Annotated in this window: 16 protein-coding genes and 1 pseudogene; 12 read left to right on the top strand and 5 right to left on the bottom strand. The window is 46.1% G+C overall.

Annotation, left to right across the window (positions count from 1 at the left end; genetic code table 11):
• Nucleotides 1-27: 27 nt before the first annotated feature.
• The gene (locus E8Q33_RS02665) at nucleotides 28-333 is read right to left on the bottom strand and encodes a cell division protein ZapA (protein ID WP_069294959.1); all 306 of its coding nucleotides are present in this window, start codon (nucleotides 331-333) and stop codon (nucleotides 28-30) included.
• A complete protein-coding gene (locus tag E8Q33_RS02660) occupies nucleotides 330-539 on the bottom strand; it encodes a TIGR02449 family protein (protein WP_069294960.1) in 210 nt (69 codons plus the stop codon). Before E8Q33_RS02660 ends, E8Q33_RS02665 begins: the two co-directional genes overlap by 4 nt.
• A gap of 105 nt (nucleotides 540-644) precedes the next feature.
• On the opposite strand from E8Q33_RS02660, the gene E8Q33_RS02655 reads away from it, so the two are divergent.
• The 6 genes from E8Q33_RS02655 to E8Q33_RS15875 are packed head-to-tail and all read left to right on the top strand — an operon-like array spanning nucleotide 645 to nucleotide 4876.
• On the top strand, nucleotides 645-1193 hold the full coding sequence (locus tag E8Q33_RS02655) for a UPF0149 family protein (RefSeq protein WP_136552629.1): 549 nt from the start codon (nucleotides 645-647) through the stop codon (nucleotides 1191-1193).
• On the top strand, nucleotides 1193-2503 hold the full coding sequence (gene pepP / locus E8Q33_RS02650) for a Xaa-Pro aminopeptidase (protein WP_136552627.1): 1311 nt from the start codon (nucleotides 1193-1195) through the stop codon (nucleotides 2501-2503). The genes E8Q33_RS02655 and pepP overlap by 1 nt, the downstream gene beginning before the upstream one ends.
• Nucleotides 2504-2507: 4 nt before the next feature.
• Nucleotides 2508-2786: an FAD-dependent oxidoreductase gene (locus E8Q33_RS15885; protein WP_247869885.1), complete on the top strand. Its 279-nt coding sequence runs from the start codon at nucleotides 2508-2510 to the stop codon at nucleotides 2784-2786.
• 38 nt (nucleotides 2787-2824) lie between these two features.
• Entirely contained in the window at nucleotides 2825-3709 is an 885-nt protein-coding gene (locus E8Q33_RS02645) for an FAD-dependent monooxygenase (protein ID WP_247869884.1), read from the top strand.
• Complete coding sequence (locus E8Q33_RS15880) at nucleotides 3706-4161, top strand: hypothetical protein (protein ID WP_247869883.1); 456 nt, start codon at nucleotides 3706-3708, stop codon at nucleotides 4159-4161. The genes E8Q33_RS02645 and E8Q33_RS15880 overlap by 4 nt, the downstream gene beginning before the upstream one ends.
• A 7-nt stretch (nucleotides 4162-4168) precedes the next feature.
• The gene (locus tag E8Q33_RS15875; RefSeq protein WP_371413261.1) at nucleotides 4169-4876 is read left to right on the top strand and encodes an FAD-dependent monooxygenase; all 708 of its coding nucleotides are present in this window, start codon (nucleotides 4169-4171) and stop codon (nucleotides 4874-4876) included.
• Between the two features lie 7 nt (nucleotides 4877-4883).
• On the opposite strand, the gene E8Q33_RS02635 is transcribed toward E8Q33_RS15875, so the two are convergent.
• The 3 genes from E8Q33_RS02635 to rhlB are packed head-to-tail and all read right to left on the bottom strand — an operon-like array spanning nucleotide 4884 to nucleotide 7192.
• Nucleotides 4884-5576 (bottom strand): hypothetical protein, encoded by a 693-nt coding sequence (locus E8Q33_RS02635; RefSeq protein ID WP_136552625.1) that lies wholly within the window; start codon nucleotides 5574-5576, stop codon nucleotides 4884-4886.
• Nucleotides 5563-5889: a hypothetical protein gene (locus E8Q33_RS02630; RefSeq protein WP_136552623.1), complete on the bottom strand. Its 327-nt coding sequence runs from the start codon at nucleotides 5887-5889 to the stop codon at nucleotides 5563-5565. The genes E8Q33_RS02635 and E8Q33_RS02630 overlap by 14 nt, the downstream gene beginning before the upstream one ends.
• The gene (rhlB, locus tag E8Q33_RS02625) at nucleotides 5876-7192 is read right to left on the bottom strand and encodes an ATP-dependent RNA helicase RhlB (protein ID WP_136552621.1); all 1317 of its coding nucleotides are present in this window, start codon (nucleotides 7190-7192) and stop codon (nucleotides 5876-5878) included. The genes E8Q33_RS02630 and rhlB overlap by 14 nt, the downstream gene beginning before the upstream one ends.
• Before the next feature lie 100 nt (nucleotides 7193-7292).
• On the opposite strand from rhlB, the gene trxA reads away from it, so the two are divergent.
• From trxA to E8Q33_RS02595, 6 genes and pseudogenes are all read left to right on the top strand, one after another.
• Complete coding sequence (trxA, locus tag E8Q33_RS02620) at nucleotides 7293-7619, top strand: thioredoxin TrxA (protein WP_014708059.1); 327 nt, start codon at nucleotides 7293-7295, stop codon at nucleotides 7617-7619.
• Between the two features lie 129 nt (nucleotides 7620-7748).
• A pseudogene (gene uvrD / locus E8Q33_RS02615) lies at nucleotides 7749-9910 on the top strand (DNA helicase II).
• Between the two features lie 15 nt (nucleotides 9911-9925).
• The gene (locus E8Q33_RS02610) at nucleotides 9926-11023 is read left to right on the top strand and encodes a TRAP transporter substrate-binding protein (RefSeq protein ID WP_069294966.1); all 1098 of its coding nucleotides are present in this window, start codon (nucleotides 9926-9928) and stop codon (nucleotides 11021-11023) included.
• 2 nt (nucleotides 11024-11025) lie between these two features.
• The gene (locus tag E8Q33_RS02605; RefSeq protein WP_069294967.1) at nucleotides 11026-11277 is read left to right on the top strand and encodes a hypothetical protein; all 252 of its coding nucleotides are present in this window, start codon (nucleotides 11026-11028) and stop codon (nucleotides 11275-11277) included.
• On the top strand, nucleotides 11264-11791 hold the full coding sequence (locus tag E8Q33_RS02600) for a DUF411 domain-containing protein (protein ID WP_136552619.1): 528 nt from the start codon (nucleotides 11264-11266) through the stop codon (nucleotides 11789-11791). The genes E8Q33_RS02605 and E8Q33_RS02600 overlap by 14 nt, the downstream gene beginning before the upstream one ends.
• On the top strand, nucleotides 11791-12663 hold the full coding sequence (locus tag E8Q33_RS02595) for an EamA family transporter (RefSeq protein WP_136552617.1): 873 nt from the start codon (nucleotides 11791-11793) through the stop codon (nucleotides 12661-12663). Before E8Q33_RS02600 ends, E8Q33_RS02595 begins: the two co-directional genes overlap by 1 nt.
• Nucleotides 12664-12725: the final 62 nt, after the last annotated feature.

Below are 12725 nucleotides of genomic sequence, written 5' to 3'. Positions count from 1 at the left end.
AACTTTAATCGCCAAGTCGCCAGAATTTTATAATTCCAACTGTCTATCTTCGTTGATAAATGCACTAACCCGCTCTTTCAGCAAAGAAATTTTTTCATTCACTTTTTTTATGTCCTGGCTTTCATCTTGTTGCAAGGTCAATAGCTCATGCGCAATATTTAAAGCAGCCATTACAGCAATACGATCAACCCCAACCACTTTGCCACTGTTACGGATCTTTTCCATGTTCTGATGCACCATGCGCGCAGATGCAATTAGCGCATCTTGCTGATCTTCCGGACAGGCAACTTGATATTCTTTTCCGAGGATCGTGACGTGAACAGGTACATTCATAGTTCTTCATCCAACTGTTTCAGACGGTTGACCATATTCTCGATGCGATTACGGGCAATTTCAGTTTTTTCAACTAATTGCGCGCGCTCACTAAGCCAGGCTGCCTGTTGAGAACGAAGCAACATATTCTCTTCACGCAAGCGTCTGCTGGCCCTTAACAGCTCATCCAGCTGCTGTTCCAATTGTTGAATCGGGTTTTTATCCATTAATATGCGTCTTGGCTATGCGAGAATAATGGCTAACTATAGACGTGCGCTGTTGACCCGGTCAACAACTGCATGAAGTGTTTTTTAATTTCAGGTTGTATCTCTATGTCTCAATTATATTTTCCATCTCTGTCACCGGAAAACGTGACCGCTGATGGTCCTGCCAGCACAGCCGAACTGCAAGGCGCATTATGCGGTTTGCTTTGTATGGATTCTGAAGCTAACCGCAATACTTGGTACAGCGATTTGTTTGAAGACTATCAGCCAGGTGAAGAAGAAAGACAAAACTTGCTGGGATTGTTTGATGAAACCATTCAATCGCTCAATAGCCTGGATTTTGATTTTCAATTGGAGCTGCCAGATGACGATGCACCTATTGGTTCTCGGATTGCTGCGTTAAGTGATTGGTGTCAGGGTTTGGTCTTTGGACTGGGTGTTTCAGGTCTGACCGATGAAACTGAATTACCTGCCGATTGTCAGGAATATCTGACCGATGTATTACAGATTAGTCAGATCGATGATATCGAACTGCAAACCAGTGATGACGATGACAACAACTATGAAGAATTAGTGGAATATCTTCGAATGGGTCTGTTTTTACTTTATGGCGAATTGCATCCAGCCGCCCCTGAAGACAACAAAATTGAGCATTAATGACTAAAAAAGAATTCGCCAAACGCCGTCAAAAACTGATGGACATCATGGGGCCGGACAGTATTGCCGTTTTGCCCAATTCTTTAGTGCATCCACGTAACCGTGATGTGGATTTTCCTTACCGTAGTGATAGTAACTTTCATTACCTGAGCGGATTTGATGAACCGGAATCAGTACTGGTTTTGGTTCCTGGTCGCGAACACGGTGAATTTATTATTTTCTGTCGTGAACGCGACCTAGATAAAGAAATCTGGGACGGTTATCGTGCCGGCCAGGAAGGTGCTATTAGCATTTATGATGCCGATGATTCTTATCCCATTGCCGATCTGGACGATATTCTGCCCGGTCTGATGGAAGACAAGGAAAAAGTCTTTTACACCATGGGTAATCAGCCGGCATTTGATCAGCATATGGTCGGTTGGCTCAATCATTTACGACAAGCTTCCCGTTCAGGCAAACATTCGCCTACCGAAATTATTGAATTGGAACATTGCCTGAATGAATTAAGACTGTTTAAAAGCAGTCAGGAAATCAAAAACATGCGCTATGCAGCCGAGGCCTCGGTTAAAGCGCATATACGAGCGATGCAATTCACTCAACCCGGCAAATTTGAATATGAAGTCGAAGCTGAATTGATTCATGAGTTTATGAAACATGGCTGTCGCAGCCCGGCTTATCCTTCGATTGTGGGTGGCGGTGAAAATGGCTGCATCCTGCATTACATCGAAAACGACAGTAAATTGAAAAACAATGATCTGCTGTTGATCGACGCAGGCGCTGAATACCAATGTTATGCAGCAGATATCACTAGAACCTTTCCGGTAAATGGTAAATTTACCCCCGAGCAGCGCGAGTTGTATCAAATCGTGTTGGATGCTCAATATGCTGCTATTGATGCAGTCAGACCTGGCAATCACTGGAATCAACCCCATGAAGCTGCTGTTCGAGTTCTTACGCAAGGCTTAGTCAGACTGGGTCTGCTACAAGGTGATGTTGAACAGTTAATAGAAGATCAGGCTTATCGTGAATTCTATATGCACCGCACCGGCCACTGGCTGGGTATGGATGTACATGATGTTGGCGACTATAAGATAGGTGGAACCTGGCGTTTACTGGAACCCGGCATGGTGCTGACAGTAGAGCCCGGTTTGTACATTCGTGATCCTGAACATATCGACAAAAAATGGCACTTCACCGGTATCCGTATTGAAGATGACGTACTGGTCACCAAAGATGGCCACGAGGTATTAACCGCTGGTGCGCCGAAGGAAATCGACGAGATCGAATCGCTGATGGCAGGAGTCCACTAAACTCGTGAAAACAGATTTTGATCTGGTGATTGTCGGTGCAGGCATGGTGGGTGCAAGTCTTGCACTAGCGCTGAAAAACAGTGATTTGAATATCGCCATCGTAGAAGCTCAGGATCTGCTTGCAGATCATCAGCCGGGATTTGATGATCGCGGTATTGCGTTGTCTTACGGGTCACAACGCATTTTTGAAACCATGCAACTCTGGCCTCAATTGGCTGAGAAAGCGACACCAATTCAAGGTATACATATTTCGGATCGTGGTCACTTCGGTGTGACCGTCTGACCGCTAAAACCGAAAATGTTCCTGCATTGGGTCAGGTCATGACAGCCAAACACGTGGGAATTCAATTAAATCAAGCTTTGCAGCAACATCCGACACTCACTATCCTGACACCACTACAGGTTGATGCCATTGAACAAACGGATACATCCGTTTGCGTAAGCTTATCGGATGGTCAGCTAATCACCACAAAATTACTGGTCGGTGCTGATGGGCAATTTTCTACCATTCGCGATTTACTGGGATTATCCAGCTGGCAACGTGAATATCAGCAAACAGCTATTACCACCAATGTTATTCCGGAACGTGCACATCAGAACTGGGCCTATGAGCGATTTACCGAAAATGGTCCCTTAGCATTACTGCCGATGTCTGAAGGTCGTTGTAGTCTGGTGTGGACCGTGCAAACCGGGGAAGAAAAAGCACTTTTAGAATGTGATGAACAGCAGTTTGCTGAACAATTGCAAAATGCTTTTGGATTTCGACTAGGTCATTTCAATAAAATCGGTCAGCGCAGCAGCTATGATTTGGGATTAATGCAGACCAATCAGCCCATTCAACAACGAGCAGTATTAATTGGTAACGCGGCGCATAGCCTGCACCCGATCGCCGGTCAGGGCTTTAATCTGGGATTACGGGATGCGGCGGTACTGGCAGAATTAATAGCGGCTCATCCTGAGGACTGTGGCCACGCCAGTGTGTTACATGATTATGCCGAGTGGCAGCAACGTGACCAAAATAAAGTCGTCAATGCGACAGATTTTCTGGTGAAAACATTCAGTAACAATCATGCGCTGCTGGGTCATGGCCGTTCGCTCAGTCTGGCATTACTCAACGGTCTTCCAACAGTTAAAAGCCAGTTGGCAAAAACCAGTATGGGTCTCAGCGGCAAACAATCCAGACTCAGCCGAGGCCTGCCATTATGAAAAATGACTATGATGTGATCATTGTCGGTGGTGGCATGGTCGGCACCACGTTTGCTCTGTTACTGGCCAAACAAACTGATTTAAAGATCGCCTTAATTGAAGCATATCTTCCAGCCAAGATCGCCATTGATGATGCCCCGCTTCAACGCGTCAGTGCGATAAATCCAGCCAGCCAGCAAATCCTTAATGAAATCAATGTCTGGCAGACACTCTACCCTTCTCGACTGGGGCCTTTTGAAAAAATGCAGGTTTGGGAAACATCGGGAAGTGATTTGCAGTTTTCTGCTGCAGATATCGGTGTTGATTATCTGGGTCATATCGTTGAAAACCAGCATATTCAACAGCAGACACTGGCAGCAGCTCAAAAGCACCCGCAAATTGACGTTATCTGCCTGCTCAGCCGCAACAATATCAACCCGGTCAACTCACCTTGGATAATGGTCAAACCTTAACCGCCGAATTAATTGTTGCGCAGACGGTGCTCGTTCCATACTACGTGAGCAAGCGGGAATTGAAAGCCGTGGCTGGGCCTATAAGCAACATGGATTGGTGGCCACCATACATACTGAAAACCCGCATCAAAAAACGGCCTGGCAACGTTTTTTACCGGGCGGCCCACTGGCGTTCTTACCATTAAATGATGCGCATTTATGTTCAATCGTCTGGTCATTACCAACGGAACAGGCAGAACATTTTAAAGCGATTGATAAAACCAGCTTTGAATTACAACTTGCTGAAACATTTGAATATCGGCTGGGTAAGGTTGAACTGGTATCAGAACGTGCCAGTTTCCCGCTCGCACTGTCGCATGCCAAAGAATATGTGAAACCGGGGTTTGCCTTATTAGGTGATGCAGCTCACACCATTCATCCATTGGCCGGGCAAGGTGTGAATATTGGGTTACAGGATGCTAAAGCTTTGGCTGAAGTCATTGCATGGGCAAGCCAGAATCAACGACAGATTGGTAGTCTGCACACCTTGAAAAAATATCAGCGCCATCGACTGGCCGAAAATCTGCAAATGCAATTCACTATGGATGGATTTCATCGACTGTTTACTCAAACTGCCAGTCCAATCAGCTGGTTACGAACAACCGGCATGCAGCAGGTGAATAAATCTCAATGGTTGAAGAACCGTATTATGCGTCAAGCGATTGGAGCGAAATAAGCTCAAATTAGATCGGCAAGAACATCATTGATGCTGCCTGCACCATAACCGTTTTTACCATGCGACCATTTTTCTGCGCCATAATCGCGGCCAGATTATCCTGGGTCGCAATCATGCCACCGATAATGCGTTGAAAGCTCAAATTCCGCGACTCATCCTGCAGGCTATCGCTGAGCAATAATCGTTTACCATTGGCATCGCGTTTTTCCGCCAGCATCCAGGCGGCAATTTCGATATTTCGTGCGCTGTTGTAGAGTTTTTGCTGATCCACTGAAGACAAATAATAAAATTCAGTTTGGTCATTATACGAAGCCATCAACATCCGCCGCATACCGACAGTGAATGCCAACACCCTGTCGCCATCATAATCTTCGGTCAGCGCCAGTCGAATGATTTCTGTCGCTTCAAACCCATCCCAGTTGGCAAAACCGACATTGGCCGGATAGATAAACAATCTGGCCACACTATCTTCCAGAGTTCGCATATGACGATCATGACGCTGGCTGGGATTTCGCTGATAAAGTTTGATCGTCAGAGTTTTCAAATCTTGCATCAGCCTTTGCTGGTGCAATTCAATCACTTCATCAATCTGACTTTTAGCTAAGCTGGAAACTGTTACTGGTTTGTAGTTTGGGTCTGCCGCACAACCCGTAAAAATAAATAACACACTACCAATCAATAAAAGCTTAGGCCATCGCATCAAATAGTCTCTCCTGAGGTTTACTGTCCTTTAAGCCTTCTATTTGTAAATAGGCCTGTACGGTTGCTGGCAGTGCGGTTTGCTCAGCATTACGCTCTGTTTCACGATTGGTCAGGCTGAAGTTACGAATATACCGTGCCTGCTGACTATTGTAATTATCCGTCACTCCGATAACCGGACGACTGATAACGGGTTGACGGTTTACATTATTGAATTCAGATTGTTTATCAAACAACACCGGCAGTCGAACAGACGACTCTTCCGGCTGTCTGCTCGGGGTAAAAAGTACCGGTAAATTGCTATTGATTTGCATCCGAAGTTACCGGTTTGCTCGATCCCTTAGAAGGTTTGTTACGTCGAGGACGATTGTCTTTATTGTTATCGCCACGTGATTTATTTTGGTGACGAGGTGTCGGATTACGTTCTGCTCTGATTCTCGGTTGCGGTGTTTCCAGTTGCTCATCAGAGCTTTGCGCTACCGGTAATTTATGTTTGATGTATTGCTCAATATCTGGCAACGAAAAGGCATATTCCTCACAAGCCAGACTTATCGCGATACCACTGGCGCCCGCTCTCGCTGTCCGGCCAGTTCGATGCACATAGTCTTCCGCATCCTGCGGTAAATCAAAATTAAACACATGACTGACTTCCGGGATATGTAATCCACGAGCTGCTACATCGGTGGCGACCAGATAGGGAAATTCACCATCCTGAAAATGTTTTAACAGACTTTCGCGTTTTTTCTGTGGTACATCACCGGATAGTAATGCCGCTTTGTAACCATTGCCTTCAAGATAACCCCAGACTCGTTCGGCAACTTGTTTGGTGTTTACAAAGACAATGCTACGCAAGGGTTGAATTCGTTTAATTAACGCCAGTAATAACGGGACTTTTTCTTCGTTTGACGGGTAATAAACCCACTCTTCTATCCGATCGCCCATCATTTTTTCCGGCTCAACCTGCACTTTTTCCGGATTATTCATATGCTCGTAGGCCAGCTCGGTCACTTTGTAACTGAGGGTGGCAGAAAACAGCATGCCCAAACGTTTTTCCGGACTTGGCAGGCGACGCAGGAAAAACCGCACATCTTTAATAAAGCCCAGATCAAACATTCTGTCCGCTTCATCCAGCACCACGACTTCAATATTATTGAGATTGAAAACCCGCTGTTTATGAAAATCCAGTAGACGTCCCGGCGTACCGATTAATACATCACAACCATCAGTGATAGCATCACGCTGACGTTGATAATCTTTACCACCATGAGCGATCACAATGCGCAATCCGGCCTCGCTGTTTAGTAATTCAGCATCTTTTACAATCTGAATTGCCAATTCCCGAGTAGGTGCCAAAATCAATGCGCGAGGTTGTTTGGAAGTTGGGTTTTGCGTATCTTGGGTCGATAAAAGGCGCTGAAAAGTGGCTAATAAAAAGGCTATGGTTTTACCGGTACCGGTTTGAGCCTGACCCGCGACATCGCGGTTTGCCAGCAATAAAGGAAGTGACTGCGCCTGAATCGGCGTGCAAAATTCAAAGCCCGCTTGCTGCAAGCCTTTCTGCAAGAGCGGATGAAGTGGCAGCGATGAAAATGCCGTGTCGGTGAGGTGAGCACTCATATAAATACTTGCATTACCTTTACTGATAAGAAAAAATGTTACTCAATGTTGGCTTGCGAGTATAGCGGTCCAATACTTTAGATACCACTGGAGATAAAACATGAGCGAAAACGTCACTAATGTGACCGATGGCGACTTTGACAGCCTGGTTCTACAGTCAGATATGCCTGTACTGGTCGATTACTGGGCTGAATGGTGCGGTCCCTGCAAAATGATTGCACCGGTTCTGGAAGAGATTGGCGCGGAATACGCAGGCAAATTGAAAGTCTGCAAATTGAACATTGATGAAAATCCGGATACACCACCACGTTACGGTATTCGCGGAATCCCGACATTGATGCTGTTTAAAGACGGTGAAGTGGAAGCGACTAAAGTCGGCGCTTTAACCAAATCACAATTGGCTGCGTTTCTCGACAGCAATATCTAAATTCGTGATGCACTCCTATCCCCACACCAGTGGGGATAGTTGTATCTATAAGATGCCTCACTTCACCCCGTGCATGTTAATGCCAGCTGATGCTGCTCCGGGCAACCACTCCGAATTGTTACGAAACTGATGGATGTATCTGAACTACTCGATGATCTGAACAAACCACAACGTGAAGCTGTTGCCGCACCACTCGGGCATACGCGTATTCTGGCAGGTGCCGGCAGTGGTAAAACAAGGGTTCTGGTCCATCGTATTGCCTGGCTGATTCAGGCCGAGGGCTTATCTCCTGCCAATATCCTGGCTGTTACCTTTACGAATAAAGCTGCCGCTGAAATGCGTGGTCGTATTGAACAAATGCTTGGTTATCCAATTGGCGGAATGTGGGTTGGTACTTTCCACGGTTTAGCGCATCGGTTACTGCGGTCTCATTGGCAGGAAGCAGGATTGCCCAGGGGTTTCAAATTCTCGACAGTGATGATCAACTGCGCATGATCAAACGTATTATCCGCGGCATGTCGCTGGATGAAGCGCAGTGGCCACCCAAGCAGGCACAGTGGTATATCAACGGACAGAAAGACGAAGGTCTCAGAGCAGCCCATCTGCAAGCCGGAGAAGATCCTTATTCGCAAAATATGCTGGCAATTTATCTGGCCTATGAGCAAGCCTGTGAGCGTGCCGGTGTGGTGGATTTTGGCGAATTACTGCTGCGCAGTCATGAGTTATGGCTGAAACGCCCTGATATTCTGGCGCATTATCAACAACGTTTTTCGCAAATTCTGGTAGATGAGTTTCAGGATACCAACACCATTCAATATGCCTGGATAAGAGTATTGGCCGGTCAGACCGGACATCTGTTTATCGTGGGTGATGATGATCAGTCGATTTATGGCTGGCGCGGCGCCAAAATTGAAAATATCCAAAAATTTCATAAAGATTATCCTGATGCCAGCACGGTCAGGCTGGAACAAAACTATCGTTCTACCGGCAATATTCTTGCCGCCGCCAACGCTGTCATTGCCAACAACAGTGAACGCCTTGGTAAAGAGTTGTGGACGGAAGACGCCGATGGCGAACCGATTCAGCTTTATAACGCTTATAACGAACGTGATGAAGCCGCCTATCTGGTACAAGAAGTTCGCAACTGGATGAATCAAGGTGGCAAGCGCAGTGAAGTTGCTGTGTTATACCGCTCTAATGCCCAGTCACGGGTGATTGAAGAAGCCTTGATGCAGTCAGCCGTACCTTATCGGGTTTATGGTGGTCTGCGCTTTTTTGAACGCGCTGAAATCAAGGATGTTTTGTCATATCTGCGTTTGATAAGTAATCGGCGTGACGATGCGGCCTTTGAACGCATTGTGAACATCCCCACCCGCGGTATTGGTGCAGCAACACTGACCCAGCTGCGCCAATATGCTCGCGAAACTAATCAATCCATGTGGCAATCTTCGGTGGATTTTTTACAGCAAAAAATCTTACCCGCCAGAGCTGGCAACGCCTTGTCGGCCTTTTTAACGTTGATTGATTCGTTAACTCCGGAAGACGACAGCATGTCGTTACATGAACTCACGGCTTTGGTTATCGATGAGAGTGGGCTACGTACCCACTTTGCCAAGGATAAGACTGAAAAAGGTCAGGGCCGTATTGAAAACATGGATGAGCTGATCAATGCCACCCGCGAATTTATGCGTGCTGACGATGAAGAAGAGATGCCATTACTGGATGCTTTTCTTGCGCATGCCGCATTGGAAGCCGGTGAAAACCAAGGTGATCAATGGCAGGACTGTGTACAGTTGATGACGTTACATTCAGCTAAAGGCCTGGAATTTCCAATCGTATTTATGGTGGGTATGGAAGAAGGTCTGTTCCCAGGTCAAAAATCGTCTGATGATCCACTCAGGCTCGCTGAAGAACGCCGTCTATGCTATGTCGGCATGACACGAGCCCGCAACACGCTGTATTTGCTCTACACCGAATCACGCTATTTATATGGGCAAGAAATGCATCCTCGCCCTTCCCGCTTCCTCAGTGAAATCCCTGTCGAGCGGTTGCATCAAGTTCGTTCTCAAAAAAATATGGCGGCGGCAGGTTTAACAGCTATTGCCAGTCGCAGCCATTCGGCTGATGATACGGGTTTCAGAACCGGTCAGCAGGTGATGCATCAAAAATTCGGGCCAGGCGTCATTATTGACACCGAGGGTAATGGCAGCCACGCCAGAGTTCATGTGAATTTCAAACAAGCTGGAAGCAAATGGCTGGTATTGGCGTATGCCAATCTTGAAACCTTGTAATTCAGGAAAACGATAATGCATTTATCCGTATGTTTACGCCGTTTAACTTTGTTGTTCAGTCTCGTGTTGCTTTCAGCCTGCGGAACCGATGATGCTGGCCCATTCGATGAGGAGATTGACACCAGCAAAGTTTATCGTTGGAAGATGGTAACTGCCTGGCCTCCAGGGTTTCCTGTATTACAGGAAGGTGCCGAACGCTTTGCCGCCAACCTAGAAGCTATGTCCAATGGACGACTCAAAGTCAAAGTTTTTGCCGGCGGTGAATTGATCCCGGCTTTACAGACCTTTGATGCCGTTTCACAAGGCACGGTTGAAATGGGTCATGGCAGTGCCTATTACTGGGCAGGCAAAGTGCCTGAAGCCCAGTTTTTCTCCACTGTGCCATTTGGTATGACACCGCGCGGTATGAATGCCTGGCTATATCATGGTGGCGGGTTGGAACTGTGGCGTGAAGTCTATGAGCCATACAATATCGTGCCTTTTCCTTTAGGCAATACCGGCATTCAGATGGGCGGTTGGTTTAATAAAGAAATTAACTCGATGGCCGATTTGCAAGGGCTAAAAATGCGTATCCCCGGATTAGGCGGCAAAGTATTTGCCAAAGCCGGAGGTAACCCTATCCTGCTGGCAGGCAGCGAGGTTTACACTGCACTTGAACGCAATACCATTGATGCGACTGAGTGGATTGCACCCTACCATGATCAACGTCTGGGGCTGCATCGTGCTGCGAAATTTTATTATTATCCCGGCTGGCAGGAACCGGGAGCCGTACTGGAACTGAGCATTAATAAACGCGCCTGGAATTTATTACCACCCGATCTGCAAGCGATTGTTGAAAATGCAGCAAAAGCTGAAAATCTACTCATGGCATCTGAAATGGAACAGAAGAATGTGGTTGCTTTGGCTGAATTACGCCAGCGTGACAATATTAGTATTGTGCCTTTTCCAGCCGATGTGCTGAATACTCTCAAACAAATCACTGAACAGACTTTGGCTGATGAAGCCGCTCAAAATCCTAAATTCAAACGGGTTCACGAAGCGTATAAAAACTTCCGTGAACAAGATGAAGATTGGGCTACTATTTCTGAAAAAGCTTATTTGGATATTCCATAATCATGGTTCTTATTATTTTTACTCGTGAAGGGCTGGACGCATTTAAGGCAGAAATCAGTGATGATATCTCAGCTATCTGGCACAACCCGCAGTTGCTGACAGAAGCTGAACACGAGCAGTTTCAAAACCAAGGTATCACCTGCATCGAATTGCCGCAGTTGATTGATGTTGATAATAACAAGTCAACATTATGGGCTTTGGAATATGTTGAAAAAAACAGTGACGATCAGGAGATTATGATTGAGTGCCCTTAATTTAGCATTCAGCCTGACACTGCTGCTGAATCTGGTTTTTGCGTCCACGCTGCATGCCAGTGAATGGGATCAGGCCCGCTTACAACTTGAAACACCTCAAACCATTACCGTTTATCGCGATGCCAATTGCCAGTGCTGTCATAAATGGATTGAGCATCTAGAAAAGCATCAATTTGAAGTGATTGATCAAATCAGCAATGACATGGCCAAGATAAAAGAGAAACTGGGCGTGCCTAACAGCATGGCTTCCTGTCACACCGCTGTGATTAATGATTATGTGATCGAAGGTCATGTGCCGGCTGATGATATAAAACAATTACTGATCGATAAACCTGCCCATATCACAGGTTTGTCTGTTCCGCAGATGCCAGTGGGCACGCCGGGCATGGAAATGGGGTTACGTAAAGATCATTTTATCGTGTTCAGTTTCGATGAGGATGCCCAGTATCAACTGTTTAATGCATATCAAACCAACGCCGAAAATAATTATCTGCCATTAAACCCAACTGAGTAATGGAGTTACTGATCGTCCTTGGACGAGTATTTTCCTCCGCCGCGGCTAACGTTTTCCAGAAACAATTCACCCATAAAGGTTTGCATTCACTGTTTATCGTGATGCTTTCCTATCTGGTGCTGGTTGCTATCAGCTTGCCTTTACTCTTAATGGTTAATCATAGCGCCATTAGTCAGGGGTTCTGGATCAATATCCTGCTGGCCGCCTTGCTGGATATGGCCGGTACATTGTTTTTAGTGTTGTCATTATCAAAAACTGATTTATCCGTGTTCGGCCCACTGAATGCTTATAAAGTGGTGTTTTCAATGATCCTCGCGGTGATTTTTCTGGGCGAAGTACCAAGCCTGCAAGGCTTCAGCGGCGTGATTATCATTTTGCTCGGCAGCTTTTTATTATTTCCGCCAGCAGCCAGTTCTACCTCAAACCGATTGTGGCATTTGTTCATACAACGTGGTGTGCAATATCGGTTTTTATCGATTCTGTTATTTTCGATTGGCACCTTGCCACTTAAAAATGCCGTGCTCAGTGGTGGCGCTTTAGCAACCACACTTTACTGGTGTTTGTTTGGTTTGCCATTATCTGTGGGTCTGTATTACTGGTTTGGTGGCAAGCGCTGGCAAATGGATTGGCAAGCCGCTAAACAACACCGTAGTCATTTTATTTGGTTGGGTAGTTTTATCTTTTTGATGCAATACACCACCATGCTGGTATTTTCGCAATTACTGGTGGCTTATTCGCTGGCATTGTTTCAACTCAGCATGGTGTTACAGGTATTTCTCGGCTACCGGATTTTTCATGAGAAACACTTACTACGCCGTTTATCGGCTTGTGGCGTAATGATTGCCGGCTGTTTACTGGTACTAACCACTTGAGTGACTGCTGCCTGGTTCAGGCTTGCTAAGGATATTGTGGTATATTGCCCGCCACTTCTATG

The organism is Methylophaga sp. SB9B (genome assembly GCF_004832235.1).
Lineage (GTDB): Bacteria > Pseudomonadota > Gammaproteobacteria > Nitrosococcales > Methylophagaceae > Methylophaga > Methylophaga muralis.
Note: the sequence above shows the minus strand (reverse complement) of the source record. Positions and strands in the feature narration are given on the sequence as shown.

What these genes read in the sequence shown, in the direction of transcription:
- E8Q33_RS02665 (WP_069294959.1), bottom strand. Translation starts at nt 333, where the DNA reads ATGAATGTACCTGTTCACGTCACGATCCTCGGAAAAGAATATCAAGTT.
- E8Q33_RS02660 (WP_069294960.1), bottom strand. Translation starts at nt 539, where the DNA reads ATGGATAAAAACCCGATTCAACAATTGGAACAGCAGCTGGATGAGCTG.
- E8Q33_RS02655 (WP_136552629.1), top strand. Translation starts at nt 645, where the DNA reads ATGTCTCAATTATATTTTCCATCTCTGTCACCGGAAAACGTGACCGCT.
- pepP (WP_136552627.1), top strand. Translation starts at nt 1,193, where the DNA reads ATGACTAAAAAAGAATTCGCCAAACGCCGTCAAAAACTGATGGACATC.
- E8Q33_RS02645 (WP_247869884.1), top strand. Translation starts at nt 2,825, where the DNA reads ATGACAGCCAAACACGTGGGAATTCAATTAAATCAAGCTTTGCAGCAA.
- E8Q33_RS15880 (WP_247869883.1), top strand. Translation starts at nt 3,706, where the DNA reads ATGAAAAATGACTATGATGTGATCATTGTCGGTGGTGGCATGGTCGGC.
- E8Q33_RS02635 (WP_136552625.1), bottom strand. Translation starts at nt 5,576, where the DNA reads ATGCGATGGCCTAAGCTTTTATTGATTGGTAGTGTGTTATTTATTTTT.
- E8Q33_RS02630 (WP_136552623.1), bottom strand. Translation starts at nt 5,889, where the DNA reads ATGCAAATCAATAGCAATTTACCGGTACTTTTTACCCCGAGCAGACAG.
- rhlB (WP_136552621.1), bottom strand. Translation starts at nt 7,192, where the DNA reads ATGAGTGCTCACCTCACCGACACGGCATTTTCATCGCTGCCACTTCAT.
- trxA (WP_014708059.1), top strand. Translation starts at nt 7,293, where the DNA reads ATGAGCGAAAACGTCACTAATGTGACCGATGGCGACTTTGACAGCCTG.
- E8Q33_RS02610 (WP_069294966.1), top strand. Translation starts at nt 9,926, where the DNA reads ATGCATTTATCCGTATGTTTACGCCGTTTAACTTTGTTGTTCAGTCTC.
- E8Q33_RS02605 (WP_069294967.1), top strand. Translation starts at nt 11,026, where the DNA reads ATGGTTCTTATTATTTTTACTCGTGAAGGGCTGGACGCATTTAAGGCA.
- E8Q33_RS02595 (WP_136552617.1), top strand. Translation starts at nt 11,791, where the DNA reads ATGGAGTTACTGATCGTCCTTGGACGAGTATTTTCCTCCGCCGCGGCT.